15 protein-coding genes are annotated in these 22,176 nt (G+C 60.0%); 7 read left to right on the top strand and 8 right to left on the bottom strand.

Annotated elements, in window-relative coordinates; all coding sequences use genetic code 11:
• Nucleotides 1-57: 57 nt before the first annotated feature.
• From phoU to CKW19_RS10535, 3 genes are all read left to right on the top strand, one after another.
• On the top strand, nt 58-819 hold the full coding sequence (gene phoU / locus CKW19_RS10545; RefSeq protein WP_008064514.1) for a phosphate signaling complex protein PhoU: 762 nt from the start codon (nt 58-60) through the stop codon (nt 817-819).
• Between the two features lie 168 nt (nt 820-987).
• A complete protein-coding gene (locus CKW19_RS10540; protein WP_095057855.1) occupies nt 988-1,884 on the top strand; it encodes a response regulator in 897 nt (298 codons plus the stop codon).
• Nucleotides 1,885-2,059: 175 nt separating this feature from the next.
• On the top strand, nt 2,060-2,980 hold the full coding sequence (locus tag CKW19_RS10535; protein ID WP_095057854.1) for a peptidoglycan DD-metalloendopeptidase family protein: 921 nt from the start codon (nt 2,060-2,062) through the stop codon (nt 2,978-2,980).
• 69 nt (nt 2,981-3,049) lie between these two features.
• Here CKW19_RS10535 and CKW19_RS10530 read toward each other — a convergent pair whose 3' ends face one another.
• The 3 genes from CKW19_RS10530 to phoB all read right to left on the bottom strand — a co-directional run bounded on the left by CKW19_RS10530 (nt 3,050) and on the right by phoB (nt 6,566).
• On the bottom strand, nt 3,050-4,390 hold the full coding sequence (locus CKW19_RS10530) for a hemolysin family protein (RefSeq protein WP_095057853.1): 1,341 nt from the start codon (nt 4,388-4,390) through the stop codon (nt 3,050-3,052).
• 124 nt (nt 4,391-4,514) lie between these two features.
• Entirely contained in the window at nt 4,515-5,801 is a 1,287-nt protein-coding gene (phoR, locus tag CKW19_RS10525; RefSeq protein ID WP_256580321.1) for a phosphate regulon sensor histidine kinase PhoR, read from the bottom strand.
• Between the two features lie 75 nt (nt 5,802-5,876).
• Complete coding sequence (gene phoB / locus CKW19_RS10520) at nt 5,877-6,566, bottom strand: phosphate regulon transcriptional regulator PhoB (RefSeq protein ID WP_003229608.1); 690 nt, start codon at nt 6,564-6,566, stop codon at nt 5,877-5,879.
• A 151-nt stretch (nt 6,567-6,717) separates the two neighbouring features.
• On the opposite strand from phoB, the gene CKW19_RS10515 reads away from it, so the two are divergent.
• The gene (locus tag CKW19_RS10515; RefSeq protein ID WP_095057851.1) at nt 6,718-7,101 is read left to right on the top strand and encodes a hypothetical protein; all 384 of its coding nucleotides are present in this window, start codon (nt 6,718-6,720) and stop codon (nt 7,099-7,101) included.
• Nucleotides 7,102-7,158: 57 nt separating this feature from the next.
• Here CKW19_RS10515 and ubiA read toward each other — a convergent pair whose 3' ends face one another.
• Nucleotides 7,159-8,049, bottom strand: coding sequence for a 4-hydroxybenzoate octaprenyltransferase (gene ubiA / locus CKW19_RS10510; RefSeq protein ID WP_095057850.1), 891 nt, complete (start codon nt 8,047-8,049; stop codon nt 7,159-7,161).
• Nucleotides 8,049-8,612, bottom strand: a complete 564-nt coding sequence (locus CKW19_RS10505) for a chorismate lyase (protein ID WP_095057849.1) — start codon at nt 8,610-8,612, stop codon at nt 8,049-8,051. The genes ubiA and CKW19_RS10505 overlap by 1 nt, the downstream gene beginning before the upstream one ends.
• 200 nt (nt 8,613-8,812) lie before the next feature.
• Between CKW19_RS10505 and CKW19_RS10500 the strand changes: the two genes are divergently transcribed.
• The 3 genes from CKW19_RS10500 (at nt 8,813) to CKW19_RS10490 (ending at nt 10,619) form a co-directional block, all read left to right on the top strand.
• Nucleotides 8,813-8,980 (top strand): rubredoxin, encoded by a 168-nt coding sequence (locus tag CKW19_RS10500; RefSeq protein ID WP_003437744.1) that lies wholly within the window; start codon nt 8,813-8,815, stop codon nt 8,978-8,980.
• A gap of 20 nt (nt 8,981-9,000) precedes the next feature.
• Complete coding sequence (locus tag CKW19_RS10495; RefSeq protein WP_095057848.1) at nt 9,001-10,149, top strand: NAD(P)/FAD-dependent oxidoreductase; 1,149 nt, start codon at nt 9,001-9,003, stop codon at nt 10,147-10,149.
• Between the two features lie 194 nt (nt 10,150-10,343).
• Nucleotides 10,344-10,619: an HU family DNA-binding protein gene (locus CKW19_RS10490; RefSeq protein ID WP_003195589.1), complete on the top strand. Its 276-nt coding sequence runs from the start codon at nt 10,344-10,346 to the stop codon at nt 10,617-10,619.
• A gap of 93 nt (nt 10,620-10,712) precedes the next feature.
• Here CKW19_RS10490 and CKW19_RS10485 read toward each other — a convergent pair whose 3' ends face one another.
• The 3 genes from CKW19_RS10485 to CKW19_RS10475 form a co-directional block, all read right to left on the bottom strand.
• Nucleotides 10,713-11,108: a DUF6124 family protein gene (locus CKW19_RS10485; protein ID WP_095057847.1), complete on the bottom strand. Its 396-nt coding sequence runs from the start codon at nt 11,106-11,108 to the stop codon at nt 10,713-10,715.
• A 553-nt stretch (nt 11,109-11,661) separates the two neighbouring features.
• The gene (locus CKW19_RS10480; RefSeq protein WP_095057846.1) at nt 11,662-12,000 is read right to left on the bottom strand and encodes a tryptophan synthase subunit beta; all 339 of its coding nucleotides are present in this window, start codon (nt 11,998-12,000) and stop codon (nt 11,662-11,664) included.
• A gap of 146 nt (nt 12,001-12,146) precedes the next feature.
• Nucleotides 12,147-22,160, bottom strand: a complete 10,014-nt coding sequence (locus tag CKW19_RS10475; RefSeq protein WP_160012832.1) for a retention module-containing protein — start codon at nt 22,158-22,160, stop codon at nt 12,147-12,149.
• Nucleotides 22,161-22,176: the final 16 nt, after the last annotated feature.

The raw sequence follows: 22,176 nt of genomic DNA, 5'->3' as shown, positions 1-22,176 counted from the left end.
TACATAACTGCTTGAAGCTTGCAGCTTGAAGCTTGCAACTTTCGCGGAGCGAAAAAGATGATTAGTAAAGAAGGCCTTACCCACCACATTTCCGCGCAGTTCAACGCCGAACTTGAGGAAGTGCGCAGCCACCTCCTGGCGATGGGCGGGCTGGTCGAGAAGCAGGTCAACGACGCGGTGACCGCGCTGATCGAGGCCGATTCCGGCCTGGCCCAGCAGGTGCGCGAGATCGACGACCAGATCAACCAGATGGAACGCAACATCGACGAAGAATGCCTGCGCATTTTGGCCCGTCGTCAGCCGGCTGCGTCCGACTTGCGTCTGATCATCAGCATCTCCAAGTCGGTGATCGACCTGGAGCGCATCGGTGACGAAGCGACCAAGATTGCCCGTCGCGCCATTCAGTTGTGCGAAGAAGGCGAAGCGCCACGCGGTTACGTCGAGGTTCGCCACATTGGCGACCAGGTGCGCAACATGGTTCGCGATGCATTGGACGCGTTCGCCCGTTTCGACGCCGATCTGGCATTGTCGGTGGCGCAGTACGACAAGATCATCGACCGCGAGTACAAGACAGCCCTGCGTGAGCTGGCGACCTACATGATGGAAGACCCGCGCTCTATCTCGCGAGTCTTGAGCATTATCTGGGTGCTGCGTTCGCTGGAGCGCATCGGCGACCACGCGCGCAATATTTCGGAGCTGGTGATTTACCTGGTGCGCGGTACCGACGTGCGACACCTGGGCCTCAAGCGCATGAAGGAAGAAGTTGAAGGAACCAGCGGCGAAACCGCTAATGTTCCGGGCAAATCTGACGATAAGTAAGGTTGCCCACGTAAAGCGCCCGGCCTTTTGGCCGGGCGTTTTCGTTTGCGGCTCACGAATTCGAAAAGCAGCACCCCGCGAACGAAAAGTCCGGCGTGACTGAAGGTTTTTGGCAAAGTGCCATCAGCAAAGCGGTATGCTGGCCGGGATTTTTTAAAGGGGTTTTGGATGAGTAAGGTCAGTGTGTTGGTCGTGGACGATGCCTCGTTCATTCGTGACCTGGTGAAGAAGTGCCTGCGCAACTATTTCCCCGGCATGCGGATCGAAGACGCGGTCAACGGCAAAAAGGCGCAAGCCATGTTGGCCAAGGAAGCGTTCGACCTGGTCCTGTGCGACTGGGAAATGCCCGAAATGTCCGGCCTTGAACTGCTGACCTGGTGCCGCGAGCAAGACAACCTCAAAACCATGCCCTTCGTCATGGTGACCAGCCGTGGCGACAAAGAGAACGTCGTCCAGGCAATTCAGGCCGGAGTTTCCGGCTATGTCAGCAAGCCGTTCACCAACGAGCAGCTGCTGACCAAGGTCAAACAGGCGCTGCACAAGGTCGGCAAACTCGATGCCTTGACCAACATCGCCGCCACCAAGACGAGCCCGGCCTTTGCCAACGACTCCTTGAGCGCATTGACCGGTGGCAAGCCTGCCGTGGTTGCAGCACCTTCCGCCGCGCCTGCCCGTGGTTTGCTCAACAGCCCTTCGGTCAAGGCCCCGGTGGCCGCCGCCGCCGGAGGAGGGCGTGGTCAGGGTCAACTGCGGTTGCCCAATGGCATTCAGCAATGCGTGATCAAAGCCTTGAGCCTCAAAGAGGCGTTGTTGTTGGTCAAGCGCACCGAGACCCTGCCGCAAATCCTCGACAGCGCCGTGCTGGACCTCGAGCAAGGCGACAACGCTGAAGTCGCCCGTCTCAACGGCTACCTGCACGCGGTCGTCGCCCACGAGCCAAAACCTGACAGCGACTGGCTGCAATTGACCTTCCGCTTTGTCGATCAGGATGCGCAGAAACTCGACTACATCTCCCGCCTGATTGCCCGAGGCACGGCGCAGAAACACTTCATTCCAGGCGCTTGAGGTGTGTCGCCTGATAGGCCCCATTGTCGGATCGCCGCGTGGAGCGAGCTCGCGATGGGGCCATCACGGCTACCGCACATCTGCTGAACACGCGTTCTGAAACATCTGCCGACTAGCCGGGTCCATTGCAGCTGCTAGGCTGAGTTCCAGGCCTAACTCGACAGAGCCTTTGCCCATGTTCACGCGCCTGCTGTTTTTATGTGGCCTATTCATGGTCGCCACCTCGGCCGTGGCGATGACCATCTACAAGTCCAAAGACGTCTACGGCGTGGTCACCTACAGTGACCGCCCCAGCAAAGGCGCCCACGTGTTCGTTTTTCGCGATCGCATGGAGGAGCACCTTGAGCGCCAGGTACGTCTGATCGTCATGAAGAAAAACGGCGTGCACAGTGTGTACGTGCGCAATGACCTGTATGCGCCGGTAGAGGTTGAATTGAGTTTCGCCGGGGTGAAGAACGCCAGCGGGGTGCCGAAGCGAACAATTCGGCGGGTGATACCGCAACGTTCCAGCGTTCGTCTGGCGCAGCTCACGGCGACCAATGCTGGAAAGCCCCTCGCGTATGTCCCGACGTTCAAATACTCCCTGGGCGACCCCTCAGGGCCCATGGTGGGTTATCGGTATCCATTGCCCTGGCGTGGCGGGCCGTTCCGGATAAGCCAGGGCGCCAATGGCCCCTACAGCCACTTCGGCCCCAAGAGCCGTTATGCGATAGACATTGCGATGCCTGAGGGCACGCCGATCATTGCCGCCCGAGGCGGGGTGGTGGTGAAAACCGAGAACAGACAGCGCGGGCGCGGCAGCGATGCATCCGGCAATTTCGTGCGGGTGTTGCACGAAGACGGGACCATGGGGGTTTACCTGCACTTGAAGAAAGGCTCGGTAAAGGTTCGAGAAGGGCAACAGGTGGCGGTGGGCAGTGCCTTGGCGCTGTCGGGCAACACCGGCAACAGCACCGGGCCGCATTTGCACTTTGTGGTGCAGCGCAATACCGGGCTGGGGCTGGTATCGATTCCGTACCAGTTCAACCAGCCGGTGAGCGCACTGCCCAACTTTGCGTTGGGCAGTAGGAGCCGGCTTGCTGGCGATGAACGATAACGCGGTATCACATGACACCGCGGCGCACCCATCGCCAGCAAGCCGGCTCCTACAGGTTCGCGAAAGACGTCAATCCAGCATCAACACCTTGGCCAGAACGATCTTCGGTCCTTTCATCTTCTTGATGATGATCCGCAAACCTTCGACTTCCAGCACTTCTTCCTCTTCCGGAACCCGTTTCAGGCTTTCGTAGACCAGCCCGGCGAGGGTTTCGGCTTCGACGTGGTCGAGGTCGATGCCCAGCAGGCGCTCAACCTTGAACAGCGGCGTATCGCCCCGTACCAGCAGCTTGCCCGGTTGATAGGCGAGAATGCCGCGTTCGGCCTTGCGGTGTTCGTCCTGAATGTCGCCCACCAGCACTTCCAGCACGTCTTCCATGGTCAGGTAGCCGATGATGTTGCCATCGGCCTCTTCGACCACGGCGAAGTGCGAGCCACCCTTGCGGAACTGTTCCAGCAATTGCGACAGCGGCATGTGCCGCGACACACGCTCCAGCGGGCGGGTCAGTTCAGCCAGGTTGAACGACTCCGGGATGTGGTCCAGGGCTGCCAGTTCCAGCAGCAGGTCCTTGATGTGCAGCAGGCCGACGAACTCCTGGCGCTCGCTGTCGTACACCGGATAACGGCTGAACTTGTGGCGACGGAACATCGCCAGAATTTCCTTGAGCGGTGCGTTGAACTCCAGGGTCACCAGGTCTTCGCGGGAGTTGGCCCAGTCGACCACTTCCAGCTCGCCCATTTCCACTGCCGAAGCCAGTACGCGCATGCCTTGGTCACTCGGGTCCTGGCCACGGCTGGAGTGCAGGATCAGTTTCAGTTCTTCACGGCTGTAGTGGTGCTCGTGATGCGGGCCGGGCTCACCCTGGCCGGCGATGCGCAGAATGGCGTTGGCACTGGCGTTGAGCAGGTAAATGGCCGGGTACATGGCCCAGTAGAACAGGTACAGCGGCACGGCGGTCCACAGCGACAGCAATTCGGGTTTGCGGATGGCCCAGGATTTCGGGGCCAGCTCGCCGACCACAATGTGCAGGTAGGAAATGATGAAGAACGCGGTGAAGAACGACACGCCCTTGACGATCTCGGCCGACTCGACGCCGACGGCGCTCAGCAACGGCTCAAGAATGTGCGCGAAGGCCGGCTCACCGACCCAGCCAAGGCCCAGGGAAGCCAGGGTAATACCCAGCTGACAGGCCGACAGGTAGGCATCGAGCTGATTGTGCACGGTGCGCAGGATGTGCCCGCGCCAGCCGTTCTGTTCAGCGATGGCCTCGACCCGGGTCGAGCGCAGTTTGACCATGGCAAATTCCGCCGCAACGAAGAATCCGTTGAGCAAAACCAGGATCAAAGCAAAAAGAATCATGCCGAAGTCGGCGAAAATGGTAGCGAGGGTCAAACCAGGGGAAGGGTCCATGATGGAGTTTTGCGGGTTCCGTGTAATTCAAAAGGGAAGAAAAAATCGCGCCTGAAAGGCAGGCACAAGTCAGCCAATGTAGCGGCTGACTTGTCGATTGCCTAGTGGCGCGTGCTGGCCGGTATCAATCCGTGGTGCTGATAAGCCGGGATCGAGTGACCTGGGCCGGTGCGAAATGGCAGGTAAAGGTGCTGCCGTGACCGGGCACGCTGCTGATTTCCATCCGCGCGCGGTGGCGCAGCAGTACGTGCTTGACGATTGCCAGCCCAAGGCCGGTGCCGCCGGTGTTGGAGTTGCGGCTGGAGTCGACGCGATAGAAGCGTTCGGTCAGGCGCGGCAGGTGTTTGCTGTCGATACCGATCCCGGAATCCTGCACGCTCAGGTGTGCACCCTGGTCATCGCCCCACCAGCGAATGCGGATATTGCCTTCGGCCGGGGTGTACTTCACCGCGTTGAACACCAGGTTGGAAAACGCGCTACGCAATTCGGCTTCGCTGCCCTTGAGCAGAATCGTCGCATCGGCTTCCAGGGTGATGCGCTGGTTTTTCTGCCCCGAGAGCTGTTGGGCATCACTCTTGATCGATTGCAGCAAACCGTCGATGGGCACGGGCTGGTTGTCCGACGGGTAATCGGTGGCTTCCAGTTTGGCCAGCAGCAGCAAATCGTTGAGCAGTGTCTGCATGCGCCCGCCCTGTTGCTGCATCTGCTGCAGGGCTCGGGTCCAGCGCGGGTTCACTTCCTCGACGTTGTCGAGCAGGGTTTCCAGGTAGCCGCAGATCACCGTCAGCGGCGTGCGCAGCTCGTGGGAGACGTTGGCGATGAAGTCTTTGCGCATCTGTTCCAGCTGATGAATGCGCGTGACGTCGCGTACCAGCATCAGGTGCTCGTTGTTGCCGTAGCGAGTGATGTACAGCTGGATGCGCACGCGGTCGTTGGTCGGCGAAGGGATTTCCAGCGGTTCGGCGTAGCTGTCCTGCTCGAAGTATTCTTTGAAGCGCGGATGGCGCACCAGGTTGGTCACCGGTTGGCCGCTGTCTTGCGGGGTCTTGAGGCCCAGCAGGGTTTCGGCGGCGCGGTTCCACCACTCCAGGTTGCCATCGGAGTCGAGCATGATCACCGCATCTTTCAGCGCGGCGGTGGACTCCTGAACCCGGTCGATCACCGCTTGCAGGCGGCCGCGCACCCGTTGGTCGCGGCGTTGCAGGTGATAGATGCTGTCGAACACCTCGCCCCACAAGCCGTAGCCGTCGGGTGGCGCTTCATCGGGTTTGTGCAGGCGCAGCCATTCGTGCAGGCGCAGCAACTGTTTGAGGGTCCAGGCCAGGTAGATTCCCAGGCCAACGGCAAGGCTCCAGCCGTAGTAGCCGGTGATCAGGCCGATCACCAGGCAGGCGGTGACCAGTAGCAGCATGTGGCGAATCAGGGTGCCATGCCAGTTTTGATTCACGGAAAATTTGCGTCCTTGTCAGCGAGTCTGGCGGTCGGATCAGGCTTTGGTCGAGAACCGATAGCCAGTGCCGCGCACGGTTTGTACCAGATTTTCGTAAGCATCGCCGAGGGCTTTGCGCAGACGGCGGATGTGCACGTCGACGGTGCGCTCTTCAACGTAAACGTTGCCGCCCCAGACCTGATCCAGCAACTGGCCACGGGTGTAGGCACGTTCCTGGTGGGTCATGAAGAATTGCAGCAGACGGTATTCGGTCGGGCCCATCTCGGCAGGACGGCCGTCGATGGTCACGCGGTGGCTGATCGGGTCCAGCAGCAGGCCACCGACTTCAATCGGGGCCTCGCCATCGGTCGGGCCGGCGCGGCGCAGCACGGCCTTCAGGCGTGCCACCAGCTCGCGAGGGGAAAACGGTTTGGTGATGTAGTCGTCGGCGCCAACTTCCAGGCCCTGGATCTTGTTGTCCTCTTCACCCTTGGCGGTGAGCATGATGATCGGGATGTCCCCGGTCAGTTCATCACGCTTGAGGCGTCGCGCCAGCTCGATGCCAGACGTGCCGGGCAGCATCCAGTCGAGCAGGATCAGGTCCGGTTTGCGGTCGACGATAATGGCATGGGCCTGCTGTGAGTTCTCTGCCTCCAGGCAGTCATAGCCGGCCATTTCCAACGCCACGGCGATCATTTCGCGAATGGGCGCTTCGTCATCGACGATCAGAATGCTCCTGCCAACCATGCCTTAATCCTCTTGTCATTTAACTGTCTTGCGCCGCATTAGATAACGGAATTATTGCAGTCGTGTGACAGTATTTTAGCCGCCCGGTGATTGGCTGGATCCTGAACTAAGCTTTAAGTCCGAATCCTGACAACCACAAAGGAAGGTTTCCATGACACAACACGCGCATTCCTTTAAAGCGTTGCTACTGGCGGCCGCGCTGCTGTTGCCTTCGATGGCCTTTGCTGGCGAACCGGCGATGATGAAAGACGGCATGATGACCGACCATAAAGGCATGACCTTGTACACCTTCGACAAGGACACGGGTGGCAAGTCGGTGTGCACCGGGCAATGCGCAGAAAACTGGCCGCCGCTGAAGGCCGAGGCGGGCGCCAAGCCTGAAGGTAAATGGACAGTCATCACCCGTGACGACGGGACGATGCAGTGGGCTTACGGTGGCAAGCCGCTGTACTACTTCGTCAAGGACAAAGCGCCCGGAGACATGACGGGCGACAAGATGAAAGACGTCTGGCACGTCGTCCGCGAACATATGTAAATCGCAAAATGATCGCAGCCTTCGCAGGCGCTGCCGAAGGCTGCGATCTTTCAACGGTCACCGCAACGCATAATCCAGCACAATCCCGGCAAAAATCGCCAACCCCGCCCAATGGTTGTGCAAAAACGCCTTGAAGCAACGTATCCGGTCCTTGTCGCGGGTGTACCAGAATTCCCAAGCAAAGCAGCCCGCCGCCGTCAGCAAGCCGAGGTGGAACCAGCCGCCAAGGTCGAACTTCGACCCCGCCAGCAACAGGCAACCCAGCGCCAACCCTTGCAGGGTCAGGATGATCACGCGGTCCGCCTCGCCAAACAGAATCGCGGTAGATTTCACCCCGATCTTCAGGTCGTCATCGCGGTCGGTCATCGCGTAATACGTGTCGTAACCCACCGTCCACATCAGGTTGGCGATCCACAGCAACCAAGCGACAGCTGGCAATTCACCGGTTTCTGCGGTGAACGCCATCGGCATGCCCCAGGAAAACGCCGCGCCCAGCACCACTTGCGGGTAATAGGTGTAGCGCTTCATGAACGGGTAACTGAACGCCAGCGCCAGCCCGCCCAGCGACAGCCAGATCGTGGCGGCGTTGGTGCACAGCACCAGCAGGAAACTCACGCCCATCAGCAGCGCAAAGAACACCAGCGCTTCTTTGGAGCTGATCTTGCCGCTCACCAGCGGGCGTTGCTCGGTGCGTTTCACGTGGCCATCGACCTTGCGGTCGGCCCAGTCGTTGATCACGCAACCGCCTGCGCGGGTCAGCACCACGCCGAGGACGAAAATCACGATGTTCGCCAATGAAGGCGAGCCCTTGCCGGCAATCCACAACGCCCACAGCGTCGGCCACAGCAGCAGGTAAATGCCGATCGGCTTGTCCATGCGGGTCAACTGAATGAAATCCCACGCCCGTGGGTTCAAGCGGTTCAGGGACTTGAGCAGGCTCTGGTACATCAACGGTTCTCCGGTTGGACGCCGGCGGCGTTCCACAGGGTCGGCAGGAAAATTTCAGCCACCAGGATGCTCAACGCACCCCGATCGAAACGCGAACGGCGGCCCCATAATTCAGGTGCCCGCACGTCGCTCGGCAACCACGCTTGCGGGTAATGGCAAACCTCAATGGCCTGGCGCTGGAACGCCCGGTCGCAAAACAGCAATTCGCCCAACGAGCGGCTGCCCAGTTCATCCATGTGCAAGCCGTCGCCTTGCAAGGCACTGCGTGATGCCACGCTGCGGGCGAACACCCACGTTTCGCCATGACCACGCAAATACACCTCGCGCACCCAGCCTTCACTGCCTTCGGCCAGGTCCAGCGCAGCGCATTCATCGGTGCGCAGCGGCTGCCAGCCTTCGAACAGCGGTGTGACGCTGAAGGCATCATTCGACAGGTGAATAAGGCGTCGGGTCAGCGAGCCTTCGTCGAAAAGCCAGTCCAGAATGGGGGCGTCGGGAAGGCGCGCCAATCGGCTGCGGGAAAGCCAGAGCGGGGCCGGGGAGGGGGAGTCTGTGTGTTGCACAATGAGTCATTATTGGCAGCAAATGAGGCGGCGAGCTTACCATGTCAGCCACCGATATTGATTCAACGGCCCGCCGTTGCGCCGAACAGGCTTGCATCTGCCGGGCTCGATCAGTACAAAACGCCCTGAGCCGGACGGCAGCGCTTCAACCATCGACCGTTCGCGCCGGCAAAACGCCTGAAACCTGAGGAAGTACCTGAATGAAAAAGTGGCAATGTATCGTCTGCGGCCTGATCTACAACGAAGCCGACGGCTGGCCGGATGACGGCATTGCGCCTGGCACTTTGTGGCAGGACGTGCCCGAAGACTGGCTGTGCCCGGACTGCGGCGTGGGCAAAATGGATTTCGAAATGATCGAAATCAACTGATCAAACATTGGGAGTTAGGAATGAACGCACCTGTCGTAATCGTTGGCACCGGGCTCGCTGGCTACAACGTGGCCCGCGAGTTTCGCAAACTCGATAGCGAAACCCCGCTGCTGCTGATTACCGCCGATGACGGGCGCTCCTACTCCAAACCGATGCTCTCCACCGGTTTTGGCAAAAACAAAGACGCCGACGGCCTGAGCATGGCCGAACCCGGCGCCATGGCTGAGCAACTGAAGGCCGAAGTGCGCACCCATACGCGCATCAGCGGCATCGACCCGGGCCACAAGCGCCTGTGGATCGGCGAAGAAGCGGTGATCTACCGCGACCTGATCCTGGCCTGGGGCGCCGAAACCGTGCGCGTTCCGATTGAAGGCGACGCCGCCGATAGCGTGTTCCCGATCAACGACCTCGAGGACTACGCCCGTTTTCGCGCCGCAGCGGCCGGCAAACGCCGTGTCTTGCTGCTCGGTGCCGGCCTGATCGGCTGCGAATTCGCCAACGACCTGACCTCGGGTGGCTACGAAGTGCAACTGGTCGCCCCGTGCGAACAAGTCATGCCGACCCTGCTGCACCCGGCCGCCGCCGCCGCGGTGCAGGCTGGCCTCGAAAGCCTTGGCGCACGTTTCCACCTCGGCCCGGTGCTCAATCGCCTGCAAAAAGTGGCGGACGGCCTGGAGGCGCACCTGTCCGACGGCCAGGTGATCCCGTGCGACGTGGTGGTCTCGGCCATCGGCCTGCGCCCACGCATCGACCTGGCCGCAGCGGCGGGCTTACAGGTCAATCGCGGCGTGATGGTCAACCGCCACCTGCAAACCTCCCACGCCAACATCTACGCCTTGGGCGACTGCGCCGAAGTCGACGGCCTGAACCTGCTGTACGTCATGCCCCTGATGAGCTGTGCCCGGGCGCTGGCCCAGACCCTCGCCGGCAACCCGACCGCCGTGACCTATGGTCCGATGCCAATCACCGTGAAAACCCCGGTGTGCCCGTTGGTGGTTTCCCCGCCACCACGGGGTGCAGAAGGTATTTGGACCGTCGAAGGGCAGGGCGCCGACATCAAGGTTTTATGCCGCGATGCCTCGGGCAAACTGCTCGGTTATGCCCTGACAGGCGCGGCCGTGATGGAAAAACTGGCCTTGAACAAAGAGCTTCCGGCTCTGTTGGCGTAAATACTGGTCGTTCTGTCGGAATCACCCCCCTTTTGCCCTAACAATGGCCGCGTCGATACTGGCGCGGGGCCTCGCTGCGTGCCATCCTCACTCCCGTCTGCCGCAGAGTAGAGCACCTGCGGCGCTTTGGGCGCTGCTCCGCAGAGAGCAGCACGGACATAACAACAACAAACCGTCAAAGGGGCTTCACTCATATGCGTAAACCAGATCTCGCCGCCGCCATTGCTGAAAAAGCAGACCTCACCAAAGAGCAAGCCAACCGCGTTCTCAACGCCGTGCTGGAAGAAATCACCGGCGCCCTGCACCGCAAAGACAGCGTAACGCTGGTGGGCTTCGGCACCTTCCTGCAGCGCCACCGCGGTGCCCGCACCGGCAAAAACCCGCAAACCGGTGAACCCGTCAAAATCAAGGCCAGCAACACCGTAGCGTTCAAGCCAGGTAAATCGTTGAAAGACAGCGTTAATCCGTAAGTGATATCCACCGCTCGCGTATCGCGGGACGGCATTAAAAATGGGCACGCCAATCAGGTTGGGTGCCCATTTTTTTGTTTCTGGTTCAGCGGATCAGCCCGCCTGGCCTTGTTGCCTGGCAATGATCGCGGCCATTTCGGGTTCATTCAGATGATCCAGTGCCTGCTCTATCAACAAATGCACCCCGTCGGCCATGCGGCTGACCGCCAACGCAATGGAGCGGCGTGAGCCATCCACATCATCTGCGAGGCCGGCGGCGATGGCGCTGATGGACAGCAAATCTTCTGATGCGTTGGCCAGGAGTGCTTCAGTGTTGATGCCCGGGCAGACGCTGAAGAGTTGGCCGTTGCGCTTGGGCGGTTTCTTTTCTGCCGGTGGAATGTGAGGGTCGAGGGCGCGTTCGGCGGCTTCGTGAAGCTTGTGGGAGTCGAGGGATTCGTAGGGCGATGCCGGATCTGTTTCCGGCGGATTGGGTGTCACCTTGAACATGTTTGCAAACTCCCTGAATGGAGCCGCAACCGCCTCGCTACTAAACGAAGTGGGTGGCGGCTGTACGCAGGTTAGTAGACCGGGGGAGTTAGCAAACCGGCGCACCCGAAGGCGCCCTACGCACAGCCACCATCAAGTGCAGGCCTATGAGCCTGACTGACGAGAACGCTATGCACCTTGCTAACAACCCATGGCTACTAAACCCGATCACTGATAGGCAGTGACGGGGATCAAGTTACTGAGCTGCGCCAAGGCGCACAAGCCGGCGGATTCTGGCGCAACTGTAGGCAATGGCACAAGGTGTTGTGGCTTTCATGAAGTAACTATGAAGGCCGCTAAACAAGGTTTATCGGGTTGTGTTTTCTGGGTGTAGGAAGAGCGTTTTCGCGTGATGAAACCGCCCAAAACATCGAGGAAAAATCCGACGTTTTGCCAGGGTATTAGCAGCGAAGAAGACCAAGCCCAAGGCTTGATGGCGGTCAGCAAGACCGAGTGATACTCATCGCGGAAAAACCCGCGATGGCGTCAGTACAGGCAACGATGGCGGGGGGGGTTAGATCAACCCTCCCTCATCTTCATCAATCAAATGGCTCAAGCCTCCCAACGCTTCACGGGCCTGGGTTCGGTCCATGAGCTTGGCTTGTGCCGCCGGCGGCAGGTCGGTGACGCGGATTACACCTTTCTGGGTCAGCACCTGAATCAAGTCGTCGAGTACCCGGATCATTTCCGAGTCGCTTCGCTTGAGGTGGTTCAGGCTGTGCTCAACGGTTTCGTTGGCGTACCAGGCCTGGATTTCATGATGGTCGGCCGACAGCGTTTCCGTGGCCTCGGCATAAGCCGCGGCTTCCACGCGAACCAATTGGCCTTGCGCATCGCGTTGCACGTAAAACATTGAGCATCCCTCAGAATGAACCAGCGTCATGCTGTCAGCAGCATAGGCCAACTGCACGCCAGTATGAGGCGCGCCGACGAAATCGTCATCGGGCCTTGATCACAAACGTGACGGCCGCCCCACAAGGGGCGGCCGTTATTCGTGCATCAGCTGTTGTTATGGTCGACCTTAATGGTCGGGTCGCTACCGGCAATCAGGTTGTGCAGGTTGGCGGATGACCAGTTGTTGCCTTCCAGTTTGATCGTCACGTCCGGCGTAGCGGCGGCTGCGTTGCCCGAGTTGAACTGGCCTGTGCTGCTGACTTGTAGTACGCCAGCGTCCGTGATCTTCAGGAAGTTGTCGATGGTGCTGCCGGTTTCACCCTGCAACAGATCGCGCAGGTCGATGCGATCGCCTTGGTCGGCGTTGAAGTCCTTGATCACGTCGTTGCCGGTATCGCCTGCTTTCCAGACGAAGGTGTCGCCACCCAGGCCGCCGATCAGGGTGTCATTGCCTTTTCCACCCAGGAGAACGTCATCGCCGGTACCACCGAGCAGAATGTCATTGCCGGTACCGCCGTCGAGAGTGTCGATGCCACCCTGGCCAAAAATGATGTCGTTGCCGGCACCACCCAACAGCGTATCGCCGCCATCATGAGCGCCAGACACATCGAACACGTTGTAATGCTCGGTGATGTACTGGTGCACGTTGCTTGGGGTGACTTGGCTGGTCTCGGCGCCGGTTTGCAGGCCGACGAAAGACTGAAGCGCGGTGTAGCCCTCACCGGTTACGCCATTGAAGCTCACCAGGTCGCCGAAAATCAGGTCATTGCCTTCGCCGCCGCTGATGGTGTCATTGCCCGGCAGTGTGGCCGCGCTGTGGCCAAGAATCGCGTTGGCCAGATCTGACGGGTCGATGTTGGCCAACGGCTTGCCAGCGGTGGTGTTGTACGGGGCCAGTTGGTTTTCGTGGACGCTGTTGTTCAGCCCGATGGCTTGAACAGTGGAATTGGCAGCGGCCAGTAACGCAAATGCCGCTGCCGCATGGCTGGCAGAGGTACTGACAGAGGAAAAACCACTGTTGTAGGACAGCTCGTAGGTGCCATCGCCTTGCGCATGAATTGTCCCATCGAGCAAGGACGATGACCATTTGCCTTTGTTGTTTTGGCTCCATTTGTACACATTGCCGTCGGAATCGATCAACGTACGAACGACACCTTCGATCTTTGTGGTGAACACATTGCCTGGCTGGTAGTTAACAAATTTCAACAGCCCGTCTAGCGTCGCGTCCGGGGTGCTGTTTTGTTTTTCGTGGTAGTCGACGAGGACCGGGTTGACCTGTTCATTGCTGGTGTAAGCGGTCGGCTCACCGTCGGTAATGAAGTAGGTGAGGTTGATCGCATTCGCGTTGCTCATCGCATCGGCGCTTTTGAACCAGTTGGCGGTGGTTTTGAACACGTCCTCGTAGTTGGTGTTGCCACCCGATTCCATGTTCTTGAGAATGGACTTCAATTGATCCAGAGCGCCATTTTTCGACAGGTCGACCGCAACCGATTCCCTGACCGTCGAATCGAAGTCCACGAGGAAGACTTTCACGACGCCCGGGTTGCCGTCTTTCGACGTTGCACTGGCAATCAGCGAGTTAAACACCGCTTCCAGGGATTTCTTCGCCGCCGCCATGGAGGCATCACCCATACTGCCCGAGCTGTCGACCATGAACGCGATGTTGTAATTCTGGCCCGGTACGACCGACAGCCCACCGATGTCGGCAACAATGATGTCGTTGCCGTTGGTGCCGCTGAAATTGTCATCTCCTGCTGTGCCAGTGACCGAGTTATAGACCGCAGGATTAATCGTGATCGGAATTTGAGTCGTATTGCTGGCCGAATCACCCGTGCTTTCGGTCGAGACTGCCGTAACTGTCAGCGTGTTGGTGCCGGTGGCATACGGAGCCGGCGTGTAGCTCAGCTTGCTCACATCCCATCCGTTGAGGTTGACGACAGCGTTGCCGGTCGTGCCGGTAAAGGTATGGATGCCGTCGGTCAGCGTCGCACCGACCGGGATGCCGCTGATCGAGGTGATGGTCTGGGTTTCAGAGCCATCCGTATCCACGGACGTAACCTTCAGACCCAACGCAATGCTGCTGTTCTCGGCCACCTGAGTCGTGGTGGCGGTCACGATCGGTGCATCGGCAACGGCGGTCACACTGATGTCCAGCGTCGCAGTCGAACCGGTGCTGGTGATGTAGGTCACCGTCGGAACCTTGCCGCTCCAATTGCTGGCAGGGGTAAAGCTGTATTCACCGTTGGCACCGAGCGTCAGCCTGCCGACGTTGGCGATGGTGGCCGTGCCCCCTGCTGTGTACTCGATGCCACCCACCGTGAACTTGGCAACGCTGAGAGCGTTATCCACATCGCGGTCGTTGGTCAGTACGTTACCGGTCGCGACCTTGTCCTCAAGGACAAAGGTGACATCGGCAGCCAGCACGCTCGGGTCATCGACCGGCGTGACGTTGATGTTCAGCGTCGAGGTGTCGTTGGTGCCTGAACCGTCGGTGACGGTGTAGGTCACGGTCGGCACGGTGCCGTTGTAGTTGACGGCTGGCGTGAAGGTGTAGGCGCCGGTTGCAGCAATGATCAAGGTGCCGACGTTGGCGATGGTCGCAGTGCTGCCGGCGGTATAGGTGGTCGAACCGATGGTGAAGTTCACCACGCTGACCGGGCCGTCGACGCTGGTGGTGTCGGCGAGGACGCTGCCGGTGAGGGCGGTGTCTTCCAGGGTCGAGTGGTTTTCGTTGGCGTCGGTGAAGCTGTCGTCGACCGGCGTGACGCTGATGTTCAGCGTCGAGGTGTCGTTGGTGCCTGAACCGTCAGTGACGGTGTAGGTCACGGTCGGCACGGTGCCGTTGTAGTTGACGGCTGGCGTGAAGGTGTAGGCACCGTTCGCGCCGATGACCAGCGTGCCGACGTTGGCAATGGTTGCTGTCTGACCGGCCAGGTACTGAGTGTCACCAATCGAGAAGTTGAGCACGCTGACCGGACCGTCGACGCTGACCGTATCCGTCAAAACGTTACCGGTGGCCGTACTGTCTTCGTTGATCGTTACCGATTCGTTGGCATCGAGGAAGTCATCGTTCACCGGCGTGACGCTGATGTTCAGCGTCGAGGTGTCGTTCGTGCCTGAACCGTCAGTGACGGTGTAGGTCACGGTCGGCACGGTGCCGTTGTAGTTGACGGCTGGCGTGAAGGTGTAGACACCGTTCGCGCCGATGACCAGCGTGCCGACGTTGGCGATGGTCGCTGTCTGACCGGCCAGGTACTGAGTGTCACCAATCGAGAAGTTGAGCACGCTGACCGTACCGTCGACGCTGACCGTATCCGTCAACACGTTGCCGGTGGCGGTACTGTCTTCGTTGATCGTTACCGATTCGTTGGCATCGAGGAAGTCATCGTTCACCGGCGTGACGCCGATGTTCAGCGTCGAGGTGTCGTTGGTGCCTGAACCGTCGGTGACGGTGTAGGTCACGGTCGGCACGGTGCCGTTGTAGTTGACGGCTGGCGTGAAGGTGTAGGCGCCGTTCGCGCCGATGACCAGCGTGCCGACGTTGGCAATGGTCGCTGTCTGACCGGCCAGGTACTGAGTGTCACCAATCGAGAAGTTGAGCACGCTGACCGTACCGTCGACGCTGACCGTATCCGTCAACACGTTGCCGGTGGCGGTACTGTCTTCGTTGATCGTTACCGATTCGTTGGCATCGAGGAAGTCATCGTTCACCGGCGTGACGCCGATGTTCAGCGTCGAGGTGTCGTTGGTGCCTGAACCGTCAGTGACGGTGTAGGTCACGGTCGGCACGGTGCCGTTGTAGTTGACGGCTGGCGTGAAGGTGTAGGCACCGTTCGCGCCGATGACCAGCGTGCCGACGTTGGCAATGGTTGCTGTCTGACCGGCCAGGTACTGAGTGTCACCAATCGAGAAGTTGAGCACGCTGACCGGACCGTCGACGCTGACCGTATCCGTCAAAACGTTACCGGTGGCCGTACTGTCTTCGTTGATCGTTACCGATTCGTTGGCATCGAGGAAGTCATCGTTCACCGGCGTGACGCTGATGTTCAGCGTCGAGGTGTCGTTCGTGCCTGAACCGTCAGTGACGGTGTAGGTCACGGTCGGCACGGTGCCGTTGTAGTTGACGGCTGGCGTGAAGGTGTAGGCACCGTTCGCGCCGATGACCAGCGTGCCGACGTTGGCAATGGTTGCTGTCTGACCGGCCAGGTACTGAGTGTCACCAATCGAGAAGTTGAGCACGCTGACCGGACCGTCGACGCTGACCGTATCCGTCAAAACGTTACCGGTGGCCGTACTGTCTTCGTTGATCGTTACCGATTCGTTGGCATCGAGGAAGTCATCGTTCACCGGCGTGACGCTGATGTTCAGCGTCGAGGTGTCGTTGGTGCCTGAACCGTCGGTGACGGTGTAGGTCACGGTCGGCACGGTGCCGTTGTAGTTGACGGCTGGCGTGAAGGTGTAGGCGCCGTTCGCGCCGATGACCAGCGTGCCGACGTTGGCAATGGTTGCTGTCTGACCGGCCAGGTACTGAGTGTCACCAATCGAGAAGTTGAGCACGCTGACCGGACCGTCACCGCTCGTGGTGCCGGTCAGCACGTTACCGGTGGCCGTACTGTCTTCGTTGGTCGAAACGTTTTCGTTGGCGTCGGAGAAGCTGTCGTCGACCGGCGTGACGTTGATGTTCAACGTCGAAATGTCGTTGGTCCCCGAACCGTCAGTGACGGTGTAGGTCACGGTCGGCACGGTGCCGTTGTAGTTGACGGCTGGCGTGAAGGTGTAGGCACCGTTCGCGCCGATGACCAGCGTGCCGACATTGGTGATGGTCGCTGTGCTTCCAGCGTTGTAGGTGGTCGTGCCGATGGTGAAGTTGAGCACGCTGACCGGGCCGTCAACGCTGCTCGTGCCACTTAGGACGCTGCCGGTGACGGCGGTGTCTTCCAGGGTTGAGACCGATTCGTTGGCGTCGGTGAAGTTGTCGTTAACCGGTGTGACACTGATTTTCAGGACCGAAGTGTCGTTGCTGCCCGAACCGTCGGTGACGGTGTATCTGACCGCCGGGACCGAGCCGTTGTAATCGGCATTCGGAGTGAAGGTGTAGGTCCCGTTCGCCGCGATCACCAAGGTGCCGATCTTGGCAATTGTCGCCGTAGTGCCTGCCGCGTAAGTGGTTGAACCGATGCTGAAGTTGAGCACACTGACTGGACCGTCAACGCTGCTTGTGCCGGTGAGGACACTGCCGGTGAGGACAGTGTCTTCCGGTGTGGAGACCATTTCATTGGCGTCGGAGAATTTGTCGCTGACCGGCGTGACGCTGATGTTCAGCGTCGAGGTGTCGTTGGTGCCCGAACCGTCGGTGACGGTGTAGGTAACGGTCGGCACGGTGCCGTTGTAGTTGTCGGCCGGGGTGAATTTGTAGGCCCCGTTCGAACCGATCACCAGCGTGCCGACGTTGGCAATGTTTGCTGTTTGACCCGCCACGTACTGAGTACCGCCCACCGTGAAGTTGACCACGCTGACCGGACCGTCGACGCTCGAAGTACCGGACAGTACGTTTCCGGTGGCCGCAGTGTCTTCATAGATCGTTACAGTTTCGTTGGCGTCGGTGAAGCTGTCATCCACTGGGGTGACGCTGATGTTCAGGGTCGAAGTGTCGTTGGGGCCGGAACCGTCAGTGATGGTGTAAGTAACGGTCGGTACGGTGCCGTTGTAATTGGTGGCCGGGGTGAAGGTGTAGTCCCCATTCGAACCGATGAGCAGCGTGCCGACGTTGGCGATGTTTGCTGTTTGACCCGCCACGTACTGAGTGCCGCCAACCGTGAAGTTGACCAGGCTGACCGGGCCGTCGAAGCTCGAAGTGCCATTCAGCACGTTACCGGTGGCCACGGTGTCTTCCAGGGTGGAGACCGTTTCGCTGGCATCGGTGAAGTTGTCGTTGACCGGCGTGACGTTGATGTTCAGGGTCGAAGTGTCGTCAGCGCCCGAACCGTCGGTGACGGTGTAGGTGACGGTCGGCACGGTGCCATTGTAGTTGGCGGTCGGAGTAAAGGTGTAGGCCCCATTCGCACCGATCACCAAAGTACCGACGTTGGTGATGGTTGCTGTTTGACCAGCCTGGTACTGAGTGCCGCCAACGGTGAAGTTGAGCACGCTGACCGGGCCGTCGACGCTCGAAGTACCGGACAGCACGCTGCCGGTAGCCACGGAGTCTTCTGGACTGGAGACGGTTTCGTTGGCGTCGGTGAAGTTGTCGTTGACCGGCGTAACACCGATGTTAAGCGTAGTGCTCGATCCCGTGTTGGTGGTGTAGGTCACCTGCGGAACGTTGCCATTCCAGTCGGCGGCCGGTTTGAAGGTGTAGTCGCCGTTACTGGCGATGATCAGCGTGCCGACACCGGCGATGGTTGCGGTCTGACCCGCCGTGAAGTTGCCCTTGACGCCCTGCACATTGAAGCTGGAGACGCTCAGGACATTATCGACATCCTGGTCGTTGGTCAGCACGTTGCCAGTCGCGTTGTGGTCTTCGTCGACGGTGATCCTGTCAGCCAGCAGCACGCTGGCGTCATTGACGGCAGTCACGTGTACCACCAGTGGCAATGAGGTGCTGGCGCTTGGTGCATCGCCGTCTTTGGCGGTGGCAGTTACGGTCAGCGCGATGTCGCCATTGAAGTTCGTCGGCGGTGTCAGCTTGAGCGTGGCCAGGTTCCAGCCCGTAATGTCCACCGATGTCGAGCCGTTGGCGGCATCGAAGGTGTGGGTCCCGTCAGTGAGTTTCGAGCCCGCCGGCAAGCCGTTCAATGTGAGCGTCAGTGTTTCCGAACCGTCGGCATCATTGGTGTGAGCCTGAATGGTCGACAGCAGAATCGCGTTGTCTTCAAGGCCAGAATTGAGCACTTGAGTGACATTGATGTTGTCCAGCACACCGCCCAGGCTGTTGCTGTCACCGGCGCGGAACTCGAGTTTCTGGTTGCCATCGGCAGTGACCGGAACGTTGAAGCTGTAGTGCTGCATGCCGGTGGTCGAGGTGTTCAGGGTGCCAATGAGTTGGCCCCCCCAGTACACATTGATGAGCGAGTTATCGATGCCGGCACGCGGTGCATAGTCGAAGGACACGTTATAGGTAGTGCCGGCCTTGGCATCGATGTTGGTATAGAGGTTGCTCGCATCGCCGGAATTGCGCTCCAGTTCGATGACCTGGTTATTGCCGCCGGCACCGTAGACGCTGGCCTGGCCGATTTCGACCTTGCCACCGGCGTTATCGGTGTGCCAGACGCCGTTGCCGAGCTTGCTGACATCGATATTGGTATAGGAGCCATTCACAGCGACTTCCTGGAAGTCGGTCGATGCAACGACACCGCCACCGGTCAGTGACAGGCTCGGCATATCGGTGACTGGCGCGACAACGATGGCGCCGGTCGCCGAAGAAGCGGAAGGCATGCCTGCATTGTCGGTGGAGCTGTAGGTGAAGCTGGTGGTGCCACTCCAGTCGCCAGTAGGGCGGAAGTAAACCGTTGCGCCGTTGGCGTTTGCAGCGATCACGCTGCTGGTGGACAACGCGATGGTTCCGGCGGCGTCTGCGTAGAACGTGCCATTGGCCGGCAGGCTGCTCAGGGTGAAGTGGTCGACGTTGCCATCAATGTCATTGCCGCCGAGCTGCACGGCGATCAAGTGATCTTCATCACCGCTGGCCGAAGTGGAGTTGACGGTCGGAGCGTCGTTGACGGGGTTGACCGTGATGTCGAGCGTACTGACAGATTGGGTGTTGGTGGTGTAGCTGATCTGTGGAACGTTGCCGTTCCAGTTCGCGGCAGGGGTGAAACTGTAGTCGCCGTTGGTGGCGATCGTCACAGTACCAACGCCGGAAATCGTCGCGGTTTGGCCTGCGGTAAAGAAACCAGGGACGCCTTGCACGGTGAATGTTGCGACGCTCAGTGCGTTGTCGACATCGCTGTCATTGCCAAGCACGTTGCCGGTTGCAGCGTGCTCTTCATCGACAGTGTTGGTGTCGCCGAGCAGGACGCTCGGATCGTCCACCGGCGTGACGCCGATGTTCAGGGTTGAAACGACGTCAGTGCCGGAACCATCTGTGACGGTGTAGGTGACGGTCGGTACTTCGCCGTTGTAGTTGGCGACCGGGGTAAAGGTGTACGCACCGTTGGCGCCGAGCACCAGGGTGCCGACGTTGGCGATGTTCGCGGTTTCACCGGCCTGGTACTGAGTACCCGCAACGGTGAAGTTCAGGACGCTGACCGGGCCGTCGACGCTGGTGGTGTCGGTGAGAACGCTACCGCTGACCGGGGCGTCTTCGTTGGTGGTCACGTTTTCGTTGAGGTCGGTGAAACTGTCGTCAACCGGCGTGACGCCGATGTTCAAGGTCGAAACGACGTCAGTGCCCGAGCCGTCGGTGACGGTGTAGGTGACGGTTGGTACTTCGCCGTTGTAGTTGGCAACCGGGGTAAAGGTGTACGCACCATTGGCGCCGAGCACCAGGGTGCCGACGTTGGCGATGTTCGCGGTTTCACCGGCTTGGTACTGATTGCCCGCAACGGTGAAGTTCAGGACGCTGACCGGTCCGTCGACGCTGGTGGTGTCGGTGAGAACGCTACCGCTGACCGGGGCGTCTTCGTTGGTGGTCACGTTTTCGTTGAGGTCGGTGAAACTGTCGTCAACCGGCGTGACGCCGATGTTCAGGGTCGAAACGACGTCAGTGCCCGAGCCGTCGGTGACGGTGTAAGTGACGGTTGGTACTTCGCCGTTGTAGTTGGCAACCGGGGTAAAGGTGTACGCACCATTGGCGCCGAGCACCAGGGTGCCGACGTTGGCGATGTTCGCGGTTTCACCGGCTTGGTACTGATTGCCCGCAACGGTGAAGTTCAGGACGCTGACCGGGCCGTCGACGCTGGTGGTGTCGGTGAGAACGCTACCGCTGACCGGGGCGTCTTCGTTGGTGGTCACGTTTTCGTTGAGGTCGGTGAAACTGTCGTCAACCGGCGTGACGTTGATGTTCAGGGTCGAAGTGACATCATTACCGGAGCCATCGATCACGGTGTAAGTCACCGTCGGCACCGTACCGTTGTAATTGGCGGCCGGGGTAAAGGTGTAGGCGCCATCGGCGGCGATCACCAGCGTACCGACGTTAGCGATGTTGGCTGTCTGGCCGGCGTTGAAGGTGCCATTGACGCCGTCGATGGTGAAGGTAGCCACGCTCAGGACGTTGTCGATGTCGCTGTCGTTACCCAGCACGTTGCCGACGGCTGCGGTGTCTTCTGCAATGGTTTGAGTGTCTGCAGTCAGGACGGTCGGATCGTCGACTGCCGTCACGGTCAGATCCAGCGTGCTGGTCGACCCGGTGTTGGTGGTGTAGGTGACTTGCGGTACGGCGCCGTTGTAGTTGGCTTCCGCGGTGAAGGTGTAGTTGCCGTTCGCGCCGATGGTCAACGTACCAACGCCGACGATGGTCGCGGTCTGGCCCGCGGTGAAACCGCCCGCCATGCCGGCGACAGTGAAGCTGGCGACGCTGAGCGGTGTTTCGGCATCGCTATCGTTGCTCAGCACATTGCCCGTCGCGACGCTGTCTTCGGCCAATGTGCCGGTATCAGCGGTCAGTACGCTGGGAGCGTTAATGAACGTGGTGTCCTGATTGCCGATATCGAGCGTAGTGGCGTCGGCCGCGGAATCAGGGCCGCCAGTCGGGAACCCGATGGTCGGGTCCACGCGGCCAGCCGTGGCGTCGAGCATCACGAAGCTGTGACCACCGCCGGCGGCACCACCGCCAGAGCCCGAAGCCGACGGACCGGCTGCGGTGGCTTCCAGGTCTTTTGTCGGGTCAGCGCCGGCAACGATGGCTTGTTGCAGTTCTTCAACCGACGGTGCGGCCTGCGCAGTGGCTTCTGCCAGATCAGCGCTGGAGTCGGGTGTAGAGGCGCTCCACTGAGTGTCACGGCCCAGGTCGATGGTGCGGCCATCGGCCAGTTCCAGGGACACGGCACCGGACAAACCGGTGTCGATCTGGTCGCCGACGGACAGGCGGTCGCCTTCAACGAGAATGCGGCGGATGCCCTCTGGGGACACCACGAAAACCTGACCAACAATGCTTTTGACGATGGCAACAACACTGCTCATTGAAGACTCTCCGGGT

The sequence above is a fragment of the Pseudomonas sp. Irchel s3f7 genome, assembly GCF_900187615.1.
Classification (GTDB): domain Bacteria; phylum Pseudomonadota; class Gammaproteobacteria; order Pseudomonadales; family Pseudomonadaceae; genus Aquipseudomonas.
The sequence above is the reverse complement of the archived record's forward strand: the minus strand, read 5'-3'. Positions and strand labels throughout refer to the sequence as shown.